At 43.7% G+C, this 16,437-nt stretch carries 14 protein-coding genes; 3 read left to right on the forward strand and 11 right to left on the reverse strand.

From position 1 onward, the window contains the following. Nucleotides 1–71: 71 nt before the first annotated feature. The 10 genes from Q4546_RS17130 to gmk form a co-directional block, all read right to left on the reverse strand. On the reverse strand, nucleotides 72–932 hold the full coding sequence (locus Q4546_RS17130; protein ID WP_102520350.1) for a DUF3014 domain-containing protein: 861 nt from the start codon (nucleotides 930–932) through the stop codon (nucleotides 72–74). 150 nt (nucleotides 933–1,082) lie between these two features. Next, a complete protein-coding gene (gene recG / locus Q4546_RS17135) occupies nucleotides 1,083–3,158 on the reverse strand; it encodes an ATP-dependent DNA helicase RecG (RefSeq protein ID WP_102439867.1) in 2,076 nt (691 codons plus the stop codon). A 260-nt stretch (nucleotides 3,159–3,418) separates the two neighbouring features. Next, nucleotides 3,419–4,048, reverse strand: coding sequence for a DNA-binding response regulator (locus Q4546_RS17140; protein WP_102439859.1), 630 nt, complete (start codon nucleotides 4,046–4,048; stop codon nucleotides 3,419–3,421). Beyond that, entirely contained in the window at nucleotides 4,048–5,208 is a 1,161-nt protein-coding gene (locus Q4546_RS17145) for a sensor histidine kinase (protein ID WP_368506624.1), read from the reverse strand. Before Q4546_RS17145 ends, Q4546_RS17140 begins: the two co-directional genes overlap by 1 nt. An 80-nt stretch (nucleotides 5,209–5,288) precedes the next feature. Beyond that, on the reverse strand, nucleotides 5,289–5,993 hold the full coding sequence (locus tag Q4546_RS17150) for a hypothetical protein (protein WP_102439857.1): 705 nt from the start codon (nucleotides 5,991–5,993) through the stop codon (nucleotides 5,289–5,291). A gap of 176 nt (nucleotides 5,994–6,169) precedes the next feature. Continuing rightward, nucleotides 6,170–7,825, reverse strand: a complete 1,656-nt coding sequence (locus Q4546_RS17155; RefSeq protein ID WP_076538083.1) for an AMP-binding protein — start codon at nucleotides 7,823–7,825, stop codon at nucleotides 6,170–6,172. 236 nt (nucleotides 7,826–8,061) lie between these two features. After that, nucleotides 8,062–8,445: a RidA family protein gene (locus Q4546_RS17160; protein ID WP_076538417.1), complete on the reverse strand. Its 384-nt coding sequence runs from the start codon at nucleotides 8,443–8,445 to the stop codon at nucleotides 8,062–8,064. Nucleotides 8,446–8,582: 137 nt separating this feature from the next. After that, a complete protein-coding gene (gene spoT, locus Q4546_RS17165; protein ID WP_102439856.1) occupies nucleotides 8,583–10,697 on the reverse strand; it encodes a bifunctional GTP diphosphokinase/guanosine-3',5'-bis pyrophosphate 3'-pyrophosphohydrolase in 2,115 nt (704 codons plus the stop codon). A 13-nt stretch (nucleotides 10,698–10,710) separates the two neighbouring features. After that, the gene (rpoZ, locus tag Q4546_RS17170) at nucleotides 10,711–10,989 is read right to left on the reverse strand and encodes a DNA-directed RNA polymerase subunit omega (protein WP_076538077.1); all 279 of its coding nucleotides are present in this window, start codon (nucleotides 10,987–10,989) and stop codon (nucleotides 10,711–10,713) included. Nucleotides 10,990–11,048: 59 nt separating this feature from the next. Continuing rightward, complete coding sequence (gene gmk / locus Q4546_RS17175) at nucleotides 11,049–11,672, reverse strand: guanylate kinase (protein WP_076538074.1); 624 nt, start codon at nucleotides 11,670–11,672, stop codon at nucleotides 11,049–11,051. 356 nt (nucleotides 11,673–12,028) lie between these two features. On the opposite strand from gmk, the gene Q4546_RS17180 reads away from it, so the two are divergent. From Q4546_RS17180 to yjjG, 3 genes are all read left to right on the forward strand, one after another. Further along, nucleotides 12,029–13,339 carry a hypothetical protein gene (locus tag Q4546_RS17180; RefSeq protein ID WP_303446703.1) on the forward strand — a complete coding sequence of 437 codons (1,311 nt, stop codon included), beginning with the start codon at nucleotides 12,029–12,031 and terminating at the stop codon, nucleotides 13,337–13,339. Between the two features lie 91 nt (nucleotides 13,340–13,430). Then, nucleotides 13,431–14,507: a phosphotransferase enzyme family protein gene (locus tag Q4546_RS17185; protein WP_102476601.1), complete on the forward strand. Its 1,077-nt coding sequence runs from the start codon at nucleotides 13,431–13,433 to the stop codon at nucleotides 14,505–14,507. Nucleotides 14,508–14,562: 55 nt separating this feature from the next. Further along, nucleotides 14,563–15,243 (forward strand): pyrimidine 5'-nucleotidase, encoded by a 681-nt coding sequence (gene yjjG, locus Q4546_RS17190; protein ID WP_102476571.1) that lies wholly within the window; start codon nucleotides 14,563–14,565, stop codon nucleotides 15,241–15,243. A 119-nt stretch (nucleotides 15,244–15,362) separates the two neighbouring features. On the opposite strand, the gene Q4546_RS17195 is transcribed toward yjjG, so the two are convergent. Next, a complete protein-coding gene (locus tag Q4546_RS17195; protein WP_102476570.1) occupies nucleotides 15,363–16,217 on the reverse strand; it encodes a mechanosensitive ion channel family protein in 855 nt (284 codons plus the stop codon). Nucleotides 16,218–16,437 lie beyond the last annotated feature (220 nt).

Below are 16,437 nucleotides of genomic sequence, written 5' to 3' on the forward strand. Positions count from 1 at the left end.
ATGCCATTGATTTAGATTGCGCATATTGGAACCTGCCATTGCAAATCATAACCCCAATGATAACGGTTCTATCAGTTGGCCATTTGCTGCTGAAGTTTTCTAATTGCCGTTTTAATTTTACGGCTATTTTCAGGTCCCATACGTACCATAAACTTTTGCACGTTGGGTAGCGCTTCAAGCTTTGGATCGACAAATTGATAGTTAACGCTGATAGAGCTTAATTCAATCGGGTCTTCAATAATCGGCGCTGATAAGATCATCTCAAAGGCTTGCTGCATGCGCTCGTCAAATGACATATCGCTATAACCTAGCTCTGCAAAAGCTTCGTCAAATATTGGCATGAGTTCTTTATAAGTGTTGATTAACTGCTCGTCATTCATATCTGACACCATGTTGGCGTACAGGTCATAACGATGGTAACTGTCAGGGTTTAAATAGGTTTTGTTAGTGATTTCACTGACGGTGAATTTATCTTTAGGGCCTTTCAGTGGGCTGGCTTTACGGATCACTTCACCTTGGGCCATATTATCGACAAATACCACAAACTGGCGGGCAATGTCTTTTTTAACAAGTAGTGGCTCGATTTTCATCCCATCAGCCATCTCAACCGTTTTCTGGGCGACAAAGTCATCACTTTCAATCAGTGTAGGTAAGGGCTCTACTACTTCAGGCTCTGGAGCTTCAATAATAGTGGGTTCAATAACTTCCACTATCACTTCTTCAATAGGCTCTTGCTCAATAGGTTGTTCAGGCACAGGCTCTGGTAGTTGCACAGGTATTGGCGCTTCGACTTCAGGCGCTTTATCGGCCGAGAAGTAGAAATAGCCTGCACCAGCCAGTAAAACCGCAATGGTGATACCAATCACACCCGCGTTACTACCACTGGCGCGACTTGAGTGCGGTGTGGCTCTATCATTTTGATTGACTTGCATGTCTATTCCTTAGCTTTAAACGTCGAAAGGGAACCAATATCATTGAATTTGTTACATTTTCATTTGGTGGCATATAAGGCTTAAACCTTATTTTCATTCTGCAATAATCTCAACACTTGTCTAGTAATAATAGCCAAGGTTAACAATAATTTATGCTTGTACGTATTGCTGGCGATCCCCTAACCAACGTTGAACAATGCTGTCTACATTTTGTGGCACTTGTTGCATAACATGGGCCGCTAATTTTTGTGTGTTTTCAATCAGATATTGATCCCTGACTAAATCAGCGATTTTCATTTCTGCCAAGCCGGTTTGGCGGGTACCGAGTACTTCACCTGGGCCTCTTATTTCTAAGTCTTTTTGGGCAATAACAAAGCCATCGTTACTGGCCCTTAGTACTCCTAAACGTTTGGTGGCAGTTTGTGATAACGGTGCTTTGTACAATAACACGCAGTGGCTGGCAATAGAGCCTCGGCCTACTCGGCCACGTAACTGATGCAATTGCGCCAAGCCTAACCGCTCAGGGTTTTCAATAATCATTAAACTGGCATTAGGCACATCGACTCCCACTTCAATAACCGTTGTTGCCACTAATAAATGTAGTTCACCCGCCTTAAATTGGGCCATTATTTGCTGTTTTTCTGCACTTTTCATACGTCCGTGCACTAAGCCAACCTTTAATTCGGGTAGTAATTGGCTTAATTCTGCAGCGGTATCTTCAGCGGCTTGGCACTCAAGAACTTCAGATTCTTCAATGAGAGTACAAACCCAATAAATCTGCCGATTATCATTTAGCGCGGCTTGTTTTACCCGCTCGATGATTTGTTCGCGGCGATTATCGCTAATGGCAACCGTGGTAACAGGGGTTCTTCCTGGCGGTAACTCATCAATGATAGAGGTTTCTAAATCAGCATAAGCCGTCATCGCTAACGTGCGCGGAATTGGCGTAGCTGTCATTATTAATTGATGCGGATGAAAGCCTTGGCTGACGCCTTTTTCGCGTAATCCTAAGCGTTGATGGACCCCAAAACGGTGTTGTTCATCAATAATGATTAACGCGAGCTTATTAAAACTGACCTGCTCTTGGAAAATAGCATGGGTGCCAATTACCATGTTGGCGCTGCCATCGGCGATATCAGCCAATGATTGTGTTCTGGCTTTGCCTTTTAACTTGCCTGCTAACCAGCCCACTTTTAGCCCTAATGGTTCAAACCAGGCGGCAAAGTTGACTGCGTGTTGCTCTGCTAATAATTCCGTCGGTGCCATCATCGCCACCTGATAACCATTTTCAATGGCTTGCAGGGCTGCTAAGGCGGCCACTAAGGTTTTACCCGAGCCCACATCCCCTTGCACTAAGCGCATCATAGGTGTGGGCTTTTCAATATCAATACCGATATCAGCTACGACTCGTTGCTGGGCCCCTGTTGGCTTAAAAGGTAAGGCTTTTAAAAATGGATTTAATAGCTGGCCGGTGGCGGGTAAAGTCACCGCTTTATCAAGGTTATTGCGCTGACGTAATTGCAGCATACTTAAGTTATGGGCCAGTAACTCTTCTTGGACTAAGCGCTGCTGAGCGGGGTGCATGCCTTGCTCTAAATCGGCTTGGGCGATGTTATTGGGCGGTCGATGGATTAAGGATAATGCCTGACCAATGCTCATATTGTTGGGTTGCAGGGCTGGTGGTAGTAACTCTGTTAAGCCACCTTGATTGAGCATAGTTAGTGCCTGCTCGGTGAGCTTAATCCAACTGGCTTGTTTTAATCCTTCAGTCGAAGGATAAATAGGGGTCAGTGAATCACTCAGGGCTGGGTTTTCGCCAGCTTTAATGATTTTGTATTCTGGGTGGATTATCTCAAAATGGCGGTTGCCGCGCTTGATTTCACCATAGGCCCGAATTATCGCGCCGTTTTGCATGCCATTTCGCTGGGCAACCGAGAAGTTAAAAAACCGCAAAGTGAGGTAACCACTTTCGTCGGCAATATTGCAGGTCAGCATACGTCTGCGACCCGGCACAATTTGGGTTGAGATGATTTCAGCTTCAACTGTGGCGTACATCGCGGGATAAAGAGCATTGATGGGATAGATTTGGGTGCGGTCTTCATAGCGCAGCGGCAAATGAAACAGTACATCTTGCACTGTCTTAATGCCAAGCTTTGCCAGCTTTTCAGCGGCTTTTTTAGCGACGCCTTTTAAGTCGGTAATCGGTACCTGATCCAATGGTTGCAAATCTAGCATGCCTTTATCTATTGAGTTGACCACAGACTTCATCACTTAGACTTTGTTGATATTGTAAAGCTCGCTGATTAAAGTGAGTCATTCACTTTGGGGTTAACTTTGACAGTTATCCAAAGAGTTATACAGTCAACTTTATCGCCCTGATGCTTGTTAGCAATGATAGTACTGTAAATATATACAGATGTTATGGCTTATCTTAGCAGAGTTTTAATACAAGGCAATATTAATCCAGATATCAGGCTTAACTGCCTCTATAACCAGCCTTTTTGTTTAGCTATTCGCGCCGCATCTATGCGATTGGTGGCATTGAGCTTGGAGATCGCTTCAGAAAGGTAATTCCGCACAGTACCTTCGGCGATAAATAACTGGGCGGCGATATCACTGGTTGATAAGCCATCACTGGCTAATCGTAGCGCTTTTCTTTCTTTATCATTGAGTGGGTCAATATCACCAATGGCGCTGATCGCCAGCTCTGGATCGATAATTTTTTTACCTGCCATCACCTGTTTAATAGCGTTGACTAGACTTTCAGATGGCGCATCTTTTAGCAAAAATCCCTCGACGCCACAACTGAGTGCTCTTTTGATGTAACCTACGCGGCCAAAAGTGGTTAAGATGATGATTTTAGTTTTAGGTTGCATTGTTGCAGCCTCGGCTTGATATGCTGCGAGCCACTGAGCCAGCTCAACGCCGCTGTGACCGGGCATTTCAATATCACTGAGCAGCAAATCAAAATGCTGCTCTTTAAGCATTGCCATGGCTTGGTTACCATCTTCTGCTTCTGTGATATCGACTTCACCGAGTTCATCTTTGGCAAGGGTAAGTAGGGCAGATAATGCCCCGCGCACCATGGCTTGATCTTCTGCTAATAAAATCTTCATTAAGGCTGTTCCGTGTCGTTGTCAACTTTAGGTTCACTGACTTGCTCTGCTTCAAGGGGCAAACTGATGCTAAAACGGTAGCCATCGTTAATATGATAACTAAACTTGCCGCCCAATAAGTTCACTCGCTCTCTAATGCCTTTTAAGCCATTACCTTCTTTAATAACTTTGGTGTTAGCATTGTCACTTAGGCTAACAATAAGCTGCTTATCCAAGGTGTTAAAGCACCATACACATTGACTGGCTTGGCTATGTTTGAGCATATTATTAACTAATTCTGTCAACATTAGCCCTAGTTGAGATTCTTGCAAAGGTGTTAATGGTGGTAATTTACCCTCGAGATGTACTTCAATTTCTTTTTGTCTTAATAAACTGCATAGTTGATTGACCGTATCTTGTAAGCCTTTATGTTTGTAATTAGAAACCGTTTGGCGAATTTCAGTTAAGCTGTTTCTGGCGATATCAGCAAGTTCCTGTAAATGCTGTTTTGCAACAGCAAGCTCGCCTGCTTCAACCAGTTTTTCGGCGAGTTGTGCTTTCAGTGCAATGGAAGATAAATTGTGCCCCATGATGTCATGTAAATCGCGCGCAATACGTTCACGCTCCAGTGCCGTTGCTAAGTTAGCGATTTCATCATTTGATTGTCTTTGTTGGCGCCTGATGCGTTCATTGTTATGCTCAACCACGCCAAATAGCCCCACCACAAAGGTGATTAACATACCGTATAGCGGAAAATAATAAGCTTCATAGCCCACGATGTAATTGAGTAGCCACAGCCAAGTACTGATAAGAATAAAGCTAATAATGGCGGTGCGCAGTGAATAGAAGAAACCAATAAAAAAACCGGCAAAACTGAAAAATGAAATGGAGCCGCTGGTAAATATGGTGGCAATGCTCGCAGTGATGAGCATTAAAGCAATAGGATATTTCCCTTGAACGGCTGAGCTTTTGTAAGCCCAAAAGTACCCATATAAGAAGGGAAATATGAGTAACAAGCTGACACCGACCCGAGCCCAATCATCCCGCATAAACCAAAGTGGAATAAAGTAAAAAATCAGATTGAGCAGATATACCCAAGCTGTTTTTTGTCGATAGGCTTTTTCTGGGTTAACGCGAGTGTTGCTACTATTGACCGAGTGTTTGGTATTGATATTAGACATGAAGCCTCCTTGCGAAGTTAGCATACTGCAACCGAGTCATAATGTGTATGTCTGCAGTAGCTAGCTTCAGCAGCATCGGATTAACGCGCTTGTTGTTTAAGTAAAAAATTTGCCCAAGCGTAATTAGGATCAATTTCTACAGCGTGTTGCCAATCATTAATTGCTTCTTTTTGACGACCTAATTCTTGCTTAGCGATTCCGCGCCAGGTGTACGCTTCAGTATGCCCCCAGCAGATATCAACACATGGCTGTTCATAAAAACGAATCGCATCAGTGGCATATTGCTCAGCCTTATCCATACCGCCGCCATATTGAGCGGGAGTATAAAAGGCGCTCATTGCTCTGACTAACGCAATACGGGGATTTTCAGGGCTGAGTTGTTCTGCTTGAGCCAGTAAAGCACTTACCTTCATTCCCAGAGATTGTCCTTTGCTTGAGTCATTGGCGATTTGCATACCGTAAACAGACGCCAGTAGCGCCATTGACTCAGCATCGTCTTCACGGCTCAATACAGTTTCAAGTGTCGACTGTGCATCATTGAGGGCTTTTTTAGCCACTCCGCGCAGACCGCTAATATTGGCTGTAATGGCGATGCGATATTGTGCATAGGCGTGTTCATAATCCACAGATTGTTCGCTGAGAACCTTTAGCTGTTGTAGATCCATTGTGTTGGCTGCCATATCGATAGCGCCGATATCGGCATTGCTAGCACTACTGACTAACGTCAGTGTTACCGCCATGACGGTTGATTTTGAGATAAGAGATTTTAAGATTAGTGATGTCATGATTAACTCCGTTTATTGCATTTAAGGTGTGTTGCTACGGAGTTAGTATCTAACAAAGGGCTTGCACAGGGCAGACACAAACGTCACCAGTTTGAGGTGACAAATGTCATTGATAAAAAAGCCGCCGGCTTGTTAAAGCTTAGGCGGCCAATATATTGAAGCGAATTACTGTGGTGCTAAATCTCGTCTTCCCAGCACACTTTAGCGCCGCGAATACCGTCAACTTTGGCACTGAACTGCTTTTCTAACACATGACGCTTAATTTTAAGTGTAGGGGTTAGGGCATCATTTTCAATGGTCCAAGGCTCTGTCACTACGACAATGGCATCCACAACTTCATGGGACTCAAGGTGCGGGTTAACTCCATCTAGGGTCGCTTTCAGTGACGCGCGCACTTCTTCGCGGGCTTGCAAGGCTGAGCCTTCAGATAATTGCACTAAGGTGATCGGGTGCGGTAAGCCTGAGCCAATGACACAAAGTAGCTCAATGTGCGGATCTTGGGCTATTTTACGCTCAATAGGCACCGGCGCCACATACTTACCTTTAGAGGTTTTAAAGTTATCTTTAACGCGGCCAGTGATAGAAATGTAGCCATCTTCATCGATTTCACATAAGTCACCCGTATGGAAAAATCCATCAGCATCAAAGCATGCTGCTGTGGCTTCTTCTTGCTTGTAATAACCTGTCATCAAACCTGGGCTCTTAACCATTAACTCACCTTCATCGGTGCGGCGAACTTGGCAGCCTTCAACAGGGCGACCCACGCTACCAATTTTTGAGGCATTAAATGGGAAGTTAATAATTGAGTAAGCACAGTTTTCGGTCATGCCCCAGGCTTCTGAAATATTCATGCCGATTTTGTTGTACCACTCTAATTGAGATGGTGGGATGGGGGCTGATCCTGAACCTAATAAACGGCAATGCTCTAAGCCTAAACCTTTTTGGATTTTACGTTTAACTAAGCCGCTAACCAGTGGGATTTTAAGCAATAAATCCAGCTTGCTTTGGCCAATTTTATTGACAATATTGAGCTGAAACAGGGTCCATAAACGCGGCACCGAGAAAAAGACCGTCGGGCGGCATCGCTGCACATCAGCCACAAAAGAATCTAAACTTTCTACAAACGCCACCGACGAGCCGGAGTAAAAAGACGATCCTTGAATCGCTACCCGCTCAGTAATGTGCGCTAAAGGCAAGTAGGATAATAATCTGTCTGTGGTATTGGTTTTTAAATCGCGCACAACCGCTTCACAAGTCCAGCCGTAACTGCCGAAGGTTTGCATTGCGCCTTTTGGTTTACCAGTAGAGCCCGAGGTGTAAATGAGCGTCATCATTTGATCGCTACTAGGCGTAGGCGCATCCACTAATGGTTGCCCTAACTCAAGCAGTTTTTCCCAATGATATTGCGCTGGCATGGTGTCATAAGGTAAAGCTAAACGGAGGATTTCACCGCCGACACCGGCTTCTTGGTCGGCCCAAAAATCAAGTTTTCCGGTGAAGATAGCTTTAGCGCCACTGTGTTCTAATACATAGCGGATCATTTCAGCGTTAGCAGTGGGATAGATTGGCACACTGATGTAGCCGCCGTGCATAAGGGCAAGATCGGTAATAAACCACTCGGCACAGTTTTTAGAAAGCAGAGCAACTTTGTCACCCGGTACTAGACCTAAGTGGCGTAATGCGCCTGCAATTTGTTGTACCTTTTGCTGAACTTCTCCCCATGTGAAGTCAACAAACTGGCCGTTAATTGGTTGTCGTAAATATACGGCATCCCCTTGGGTTTCAGCCCAATGAGATAACATTTCTACTGGCGTTTTTATTAGATTTTCCATCGACAATTCCATGTTCTTTTTGTTTTTAATGTAGGATGCATTTATTTGTAGTTTGCTAATGCAATCATCTCAGTATGGCTATTTATCAGCCTATTCGCAAACGCGAGAACAACTTAACGAGATAATTTCTACTTATAAACTAGCATGTTTCACTGAAAGTTAAATACCTCTTGAGTAATAGCTCTAATAAAAAAGGGTGCCAATGGCACCCTTCAGAATAAAACTCGGTTTGTGAGCTAGATCTCCATTATTCCATCCATTTCCACTAATGAGCCTTTTGGCAGCTGTTTTACCCCGATTGCAGCACGTGCTGGATAAGGTTGAGTAAAGTAGCGCGCCATGATTTCATTAACGGTAGCGAAGTGAGATAAGTCGGTTAAAAAGATATTCAGTTTAACGATATCAGCCATAGTGCCGCCAGCGGCATCACATACTGCGGTTAAGTTTTCGAAAACCTGTACAACCTGCTCAGAGAAATCATCGCTAACCATTTCCATGGTGCTTGGTACGAGTGGGATTTGGCCTGAAAGGTAAACAGTGCTACCTACTTTTACAGCTTGAGAATAGGTGCCAATTGCTGTTGGAGCTTTATCGGTTGCGATGATGATTTTTTCTGCCATGACGCCCTCTGCGATCAAGTAAATGAATGATGTCATCCCTAAGCTGTTATCTAACTTAGGGATTTAGGGGATCAATATTACTAACGTTTGTGGCAGGTGCGCAAGACTTCTGCAATGCAGAAGTCGTGATTGATTTATTAGCGGTTACGCGAGGTGCGCAGGACTTCAGGTAATACCCTAATGCGGCGCATAACATTGGCCAAATGAACACGGTCGTCGACTGAGATCCGCAGGTTAATGAGATAGACTCTGCCATCACGCTCTTCAGTGCTCAAGTTATGAATATTTGAGCCGGCGGCAGCAATAATACTGGTGATTTTTGCTAGTGCGCCTTGATGATTGACAATTTCAACTCGCAGATTGGCTTGATAGCTTTCACCTTCAACGTTATCCCAATGTACTGGGATATATTTGTCTGGCTCGCTTTGATAACCACGGATATTTGAGCAATTTTCCATGTGTACCACAAGGCCTTTGCCTGGGCTTACATGGGCGATGACAGCATCACCTGGAATTGGACGACAGCAATTTGCGAAGGTCACCAACATGCCTTCAGCGCCGCGAATTGGCATCAAGTGCTCTTCGGTTTCGCTATCTTCATTCTTAGTGGTGAGCTTGTGACCCATTAAGCGCTGGGCAACCACAATGCTCATGGCATTACCTAGGCCGATATCAGCCAATAACGATTCAAGATTGTCATGCTTAGTTTCAGCAATAACTTTTTTAAGCTGCTCTAAGGTGATGTCATCAAGCTTGTTTTCACCTAATGCGTGGTTCAGTAGCCGTTTGCCGAGCGCCACAGCATCGTCACTGGTTAAACTTTTCAAGACTTGACGAATTTTACCGCGGGCTTTACCTGTTACGACAAAGTTAAGCCATGCAGCATTAGGTCTTGCGCCTTTAGCTGTAATAATTTCAACGGTTTGGCCTGATATTAACGGCTGACTTAATGGATAAGCTTGACGGTTAACACGGGCGCCGACACAGGTGTTACCCACATCGGTATGGACTTCGTAAGCAAAGTCGACCGCTGTTGCATTCACCGGCAGCTCTAAAATGCGGCCTTCTGGGGTGAATACGTATATTTCTTCAGGGAATAGCTCAGTTTTAACATTTTCCACAAACTCAAATGAGCTACTGGCGCTTTGTTGTAGCTCCAGCAAGCTTTGCATCCACTTATGGGCGCGAACTTGGGTGGTACTTTGTTGTGAACTACTGGTGCCGCTCTTATACATCCAATGAGCAGCAACCCCTTTGTCCGCCATCAGGTCCATTTCTTCAGTACGTATTTGTACTTCAACAGGAACCGCATGGGGGCCAAATAATGAGGTGTGCAATGATTGATAACCATTGGCTTTAGGAATGGCAATATAATCTTTAAAGCGACCGGGATGAGGCTTATAAAGACCATGCATGGCACCTAATACACGGTAACAGGTGTCAATGGAATCGACCATGACTCTGAAGGCATAAATGTCCATGACTTCTTGAAACTGCAGTTCTTTTTTACTCATTTTAAGGTAAATTGAGTAAAGGTTTTTCTCACGACCTTTGACCTTGCAGTTAATTCCAGCATCTTCAAGGCGAGAGGTTATGGCAGTTTCAATACTGTTAATCAGTTCTTTTCTATTACCACGGGCTGCTTTTACGACTTCTTTTAAAACGCGATATCGCATCGGATAATAGGCTTGAAAACCTAAATCTTCTAATTCGCTTTTGATATTGTGAATACCAAGACGATTAGCAATCGGTGCGTAAATCTCTAAGGTTTCACGGGCAATACGACGACGTTTGTCAGGACGTAATGCACCCAAAGTTCGCATGTTATGCGTTCTGTCAGCAAGTTTGATCAAAATAACGCGAATATCTTGCGTCATTGCCATCATCATCTTGCGGAAGTTTTCAGCTTGGGCTTCTTTTTTATCGCGGAACTTGATTTTTTCAAGTTTAGACACGCCTTCGACCAGTTCAGCCACGGTTACGCCAAATAGCTCAGTGAGTTCTTCTTTGGTAACTGGGGTATCTTCGATGGTGTCGTGAAGCAGTGCAGCCATTAACGTCTCGTGATCAAGACGCATATCTGCAACGATGCGGGCTACCGCAACGGGGTGGGTAATATAGGGCTCGCCACTTGTGCGCATTTGCCCTTCATGGGCATCACGCGCAACAATGTACGCCTGCTTGAGTAACTCTACTTGCGCTGGTTCTAAATAACCAGAGGCAGACTCCTTTAGACCTTCAAACAGATACAAGTGGCGCTACTCCTTAAAGTGAACGGCCTTCAGCAATTGCTGCAACAGCGGCAATTTCAGCTGCTTCGCGTTCACGTACAGTTTGACGCTCATCAGCGTCTAATGTGTTAGAGGTGACTAAACCTAATTCGATTTCGCGCAGGGCGATAACCGTTGGTTTATCATTCATCTCTTCAACCATTGGGTCTTTACCTTGCACAGCGATTTGGCGTGCACGACGCGCTGCAACCAGGATCATGTCAAAACGGTTGCCGATTTGTTGTACGGCGTCTTCTACAGTTACGCGAGCCATGTGGTGAAACTCCAGTGTTATCTATGGGAAAAAGTGACGCAAATTGTACTTAATGACAATTAGTCTGCCAACAGATCGTTAATCATACCATTATGAGTATGGATCTGACTAGCACAGGTTGATCTTTGGCTGCGAATGATCGCGCGCAGATCGTCTAGTGCGGTATCAAAGTCATCGTTTACAATAATATAATCAGCGTCTTTATAGTGTGACATCTCAGATACAGCCTCAGCCATACGTCCGTCAATCACGTCTTGGCTGTCTTGTCCTCGGCCAGTTAGGCGGCGTTCAAGCTCAGCTTTTGAAGGGGGTAATATAAATACCCCAACGGCCTCAGGCATTAGCTTTTTAACTTGCTCTGCGCCTTGCCAATCAATATCTAAAAAGACATCAATACCGTTGGCTAATGTTTGCTCAATGACCTTGCGGGATGTGCCGTAATAGTTACCAAACACTTCAGCCCATTCAAAAAAAGCTTCATCAGCGATGAGCGCTTTAAATTGTTCAACACTGGCAAAGTGATAATGTTGACCATTAACTTCACCAGGACGTGGTTGACGGGTAGTGTGTGATACAGACACTTGCATGTCGCTTGGCTTATCTTTTAATAAAGCAGAGATAAGCGAAGATTTACCGGCGCCACTTGGGGCAGACACAATAAATAGATTTCCTCTCGCGCTCATAGTGCAAATTCCAACCAGATTATTTTACAGGGCGAGTATTATACTCAAAGCATGGCAATTTGCGAGATTTGTGATGGAAAAAACTGCATAAATCTGTGGTTATTAGCGGCGATTTTTTTTCTAACCTTAGTAATACATTGATTAGTTTAATGCATAGGCTTAAAGACCTAAGGCTATTTCATTTTGTCATATTCGTTAATAAAAAAATGAACTGGCAATGTTAATGGCGCTAAATGGTTTGTGATTGATGTTTTTACAATTAATTTTGCGGCAAATGCAGTGGTTTCGCTGACTTTAGTGATGAAATTGTTTAGTCTGCTTATATAGTTTCTGTTTATTTATTATTGGGATTTCTTGTGTCATTTTCATCCTTATTTTGTCGCCAAGGCCGAGATAACGGTCAAAGAGTGTTGGCTGTGCAATTATCTTGTTTGATTTTTGTATTAATCATCGCGCTGTTATTTGCTCATTCTGTTACCACTATTATTGCAGGGGTAGTGGCGCTGCCCATTAGTGCTTTAAGCAGCTTACGCCGTTTACGAGACGCAGCTAAGCCAAGCTCTTTGGTGGCAATCCCAACCTTGTTATTGTTATTTTTTAGCCTTTCTATTGCATTTAGTTTTCCTGTTGCTGTGTCAGTGACCATTTTTATTTTAGCGGCCATAGTGAGCGCTGGTTTTGCGTGGTTTTCAGCACCCAAGAGCAATAGCCGTAATCAAAACCGCAGAAATAATTTTTATGTTATGGGCTATCAAGGCCCACATGCTAAACCTGTTGCAGGCGCTCAGGGAGTAAGGCAGCGTCAAGAACCGACCATTGGACATGGCAATAACACCAGTCTTAGGGCTGAAAGCCCTGACGCTGCCAACGTTGATAGCGCAAACTCTGATATTGAAAGCTTTGATAACAACAGTTTTGATGACGAACTGGGCCATGAGCCTGGTTATCAGCACGAAACCGTTTATAAAGAGTCTGAGCTTAATCCGTTTAACCATTCTGCAAATAATGCAGCTGGATACAATAGCGAAACAGACGAGGCTAGGTATCAAGCTGATGAAAAGCCCAGCTACCGAGTTGACCGAGGCGCATTAGAGTCAGGTTCGATGACAGAATTACTTAAATCTTGGTTAGTGTGGGCGCAAGATAATAAAAAAATACTTATAATGGCGGCAAAAGCTATAGGGGTTATGTGTGCAATTGGCCTAGTTATCTATCTAATTAGCTTATTATTTACTGGCACAGAAAAAACCGAAATTGTACCTGTTGAAACCGCAGCCATTGAGCAACCATTAGCAAGCAATGAAACTGCGCGAGTAAAACTGCCTGATGGTTTTTGGCTTATCTTACAAGAAGATATTTTAGTGTTACGCTGGTTAGGTGATGAAGGTGATGCCCAGTCTATTTGGCGTTTAGATACAGCCCAAGGCGATAAACGCTGCGCCGAATTAGTCTTTAATGATGGCAGTAAATTTAGGCCCATTAGCGTTGATTTAATGGCAGATAGCGGCACCGAAGCGCGCTTTTCACCGCTGGATAATACCAAGCTCATCAACAATGTTGCCATGCGTGGTAGCTTCAAACTGTGTGGTTATAACTTTAGCCTGAAAGGCAGCCAAGCCACATTATCCTCTGAGCCTGCATTTGGCCAATTTATGAAAAGCTTATAAGAGCTTAAATCGCAGCACAACAGGTGACTAGTGTTGCCGGCTGCGATGGCTTAAACTGTTTGGCTTGCAAAGAAAAGATATGGAGTGTTGGGTGGTTGAGTTTATTAGGCAAACAATTTTGCCTTTATATGGAATTGCAGCATCAGATGTAACAAGTGCCACTATTGCGCCTTTGGGCAATGGTCATATTAACCAAACCTATTTGGTTAAGTGGCCAGCAGGGCAAATGGTGCTACAGCAAATTAATACCACAGTGTTCACCAAACCTGACGTGTTAATCGACAATGCTGCTAAAGTGAGTCATCACCTCATCCAAAAATCTACCTTGGGTGAATACCAGCTCGATGTTATTTCGCCTGTGGTTCTTAAAGATGGAAGTTTGTCGGTAAACCTTGGTGATAAAGGTTATTGGCGAGCCATTAGCTATTTAGCCAATAGCCATACAATTGAAGTGGTGACCAATCAAGATGAAGCCAAAATGGCCGCCAGCGCTTTTGGTCATTTTGCACATGCATTGAGTGATTTAGATGCTAATAGCTTACAAGATGTTATTCCTAACTTCTTAAACCTTCCTCTTCGTATCCAACAGCTTAAACAAGCGGTTGCTGATGATAAATCTCAGCGCTTAGCAGATTGTCAGCAATGGGTTGATTTAGTGTTATCGCAACAAGCCTTATTTGCTGAGCTCGCCCAAGTGGAGCAACAACTGCCACTTCGTATTTGCCATAACGACACAAAAATCAACAATATGCTGTTTGATAAGCGTGATATGTCTAGCATGGCAGTCATCGATATCGACACCTGCATGAAAGGCTACTTAATGTATGACTTTGGTGACATGGTACGGGCGTTTTGCTCACCTGAGGAAGAAGACTCTACAGCGCTCGATAAAGTCATTGCTCGCCCTGAGATTATTAAAGCAGCCACTCAAGCCTATACCGAGCAGTTATCTGCAATATTAACACCGCTGGAAAAACGCAGCCTGTGGTTAGGCATTAAAGTGATGGCGTTGATGCTAGGTTCGCGGTTTTTAACCGATCATTTAAATGGTGATGTGTACTTTGGTATTCATCGTGAGGGCCATAACCTCGATCGCGCGGCAAACCAGTTAACCATATATAACAGCTTGGTTGCCCAAGAAGCGCAATTAGTGACGCTATTTGAATAATAACTAGGCTGTTTCAAATCATTTTCATAAACCAAAACGTCGATAAGGCTGAACCATGAAGTACCAATGGATATTGTTTGACGCCGATGAAACCCTGTTTGATTTTGATATATTTAGCGGCCTAAAGCTGATGTTTTCACACTTTGATATTGATTTTAACGCCAGTGATTTTGAATTTTATCAATCGGTAAACAAGCAGCTTTGGCTGGATTATCAACAAGGATTAATTGATGCCGCGCAGCTGCAACACACCCGCTTTTTACATTGGGCTGAAAAGCTCAATGTCACTACCAAGCAACTTAACAGTGATTTTTTAGCGGCCATGGCCGATATCTGTCAGCCATTACCGGGGGCGAAACAGCTGGTTGATAGCCTAAAAGGCAAAGCCAATTTAGGCATAATCACCAACGGCTTAACTGAGCTGCAAAATGTGCGCCTTGAACGCACCGGCTTTAAGTCGTCATTTGAGCATGTGGTGATTTCTGAAGAGTTTGGTAAAGCCAAACCCGATGTCAGTATTTTTGAGCATACCTTTAAGCTGATGGGTAACCCTGAAAAGCACAATATTTTGATGGTGGGCGATAACCTGCATTCAGATATTTTAGGCGGCGTTAATGCTGGGATTGATACCTGTTGGCTCAATCATCACGGTAAACAAACCGTCGATGGCATTACGCCAACGTTTGAAGTCAAAGACCTACAGCAACTACATGATGTACTGCATTCAGTGAGTTAGATAGCTCGATTTTTAGCATAAATAAAGCCACTCGATTGAGTGGCTTCTTTTTGGGTAAATCTTTAGCTCAAAGTATCAGCTCGAAGCATTATCCCTGAACATTAGCCTAGCAGGTTAACTCAAGCACTCGTTTCAGCCGCTTTAGGAAACGCCTCATGATAGGCAATCATAAAATCTTCTCTAATGTGTTGCTCTAAATGGGTTGCCCGTTCAGTGGGGCAAAAAATCATAATATGCACCATTTGCTCACCCGCAGGGCCGCTATGGATATGAATATGTGGCTCAGGTCCTGGCAGGTCAACGCCAGCATGTCTTTCAATAATATTATTATAGCGAGTTGCTACTTCAAAAAAGTCTTCACAGTGGGCTTCAATCTTGCTGGTTAATGCAGGAAACAGCGGATACAAGTTTACAAACTCAACCACGGTAATGGAAAAACTATGGTAAACATAACGCTTCATGAAATTGAGGTTTTTCACCGCATAACTAAAAAACATACTATTAGGGAAGGTGACTGTTTTACCGGTGTAATGGTACTGACCATGGTGCAAGTCGATTTCTTGGATCACCGTCGCCATTAAGTTGTGTTCAATGACCTCGCCGCACAGCTTACCCACTTCAATCCAGTCACCGATGACAAATGAGCGCGAACTCGCCCGCTGAATGGAGCCAGTAAAACACAGAATAATCTCTTTTGACGCCACCACAAAGGCAATCGCAATCGCGGTCACAGACAGCGCGAACTTATTGATTTCTGTCTGCCACAGTAAAAATAAAATCATCACGATTAAGATGAAAGTGCCGTTTTTAGTCCGCGACATCCACTTACGCTGCCCTTCGCTCACAAAAGCGATATCACCACGAATTTTAGACACCACAAAGCGTTTAAGCATCGACAGCAATAGGATGATTAATACAGTAACAAACAACTTATAGGTTGCTAAAAAATCAATGACGATAGTGAGTTGTTCCACAAAACCTTCTTAAAATTAGCAGCGTGACGATGAAAAAAATTAAAAGCGACTTTAGCATAGTAGCTGCCAAAGTTAGTGTTAAGTTTTGTAATTATTGAGGGATATTTCGTTTTCTGAAAACAAAATAAAGCCTTCTGTGCGAGGCTTGATTATGCTTGATTATGCTTGATTATGCTTGATTATGCTTGATTATGCTTGATTATGCTTGATTATGCTTGAT

It is taken from the genome of Shewanella sp. 4_MG-2023, assembly GCF_030548015.1.
Taxonomy (GTDB): domain Bacteria; phylum Pseudomonadota; class Gammaproteobacteria; order Enterobacterales; family Shewanellaceae; genus Shewanella.

Bases quoted from the DNA above. Each gene is read 5' to 3' on its own strand.
- Q4546_RS17130 (WP_102520350.1), bottom strand. From the start codon at position 932: ATGCAAGTCAATCAAAATGATAGAGCCACACCGCACTCAAGTCGCGCC.
- Q4546_RS17140 (WP_102439859.1), bottom strand. From the start codon at position 4,048: ATGAAGATTTTATTAGCAGAAGATCAAGCCATGGTGCGCGGGGCATTA.
- Q4546_RS17145 (WP_368506624.1), bottom strand. From the start codon at position 5,208: ATGTCTAATATCAATACCAAACACTCGGTCAATAGTAGCAACACTCGC.
- Q4546_RS17150 (WP_102439857.1), bottom strand. From the start codon at position 5,993: ATGACATCACTAATCTTAAAATCTCTTATCTCAAAATCAACCGTCATG.
- Q4546_RS17155 (WP_076538083.1), bottom strand. From the start codon at position 7,825: ATGGAAAATCTAATAAAAACGCCAGTAGAAATGTTATCTCATTGGGCT.
- Q4546_RS17160 (WP_076538417.1), bottom strand. From the start codon at position 8,445: ATGGCAGAAAAAATCATCATCGCAACCGATAAAGCTCCAACAGCAATT.
- rpoZ (WP_076538077.1), bottom strand. From the start codon at position 10,989: ATGGCTCGCGTAACTGTAGAAGACGCCGTACAACAAATCGGCAACCGT.
- gmk (WP_076538074.1), bottom strand. From the start codon at position 11,672: ATGAGCGCGAGAGGAAATCTATTTATTGTGTCTGCCCCAAGTGGCGCC.
- yjjG (WP_102476571.1), top strand. From the start codon at position 14,563: ATGAAGTACCAATGGATATTGTTTGACGCCGATGAAACCCTGTTTGAT.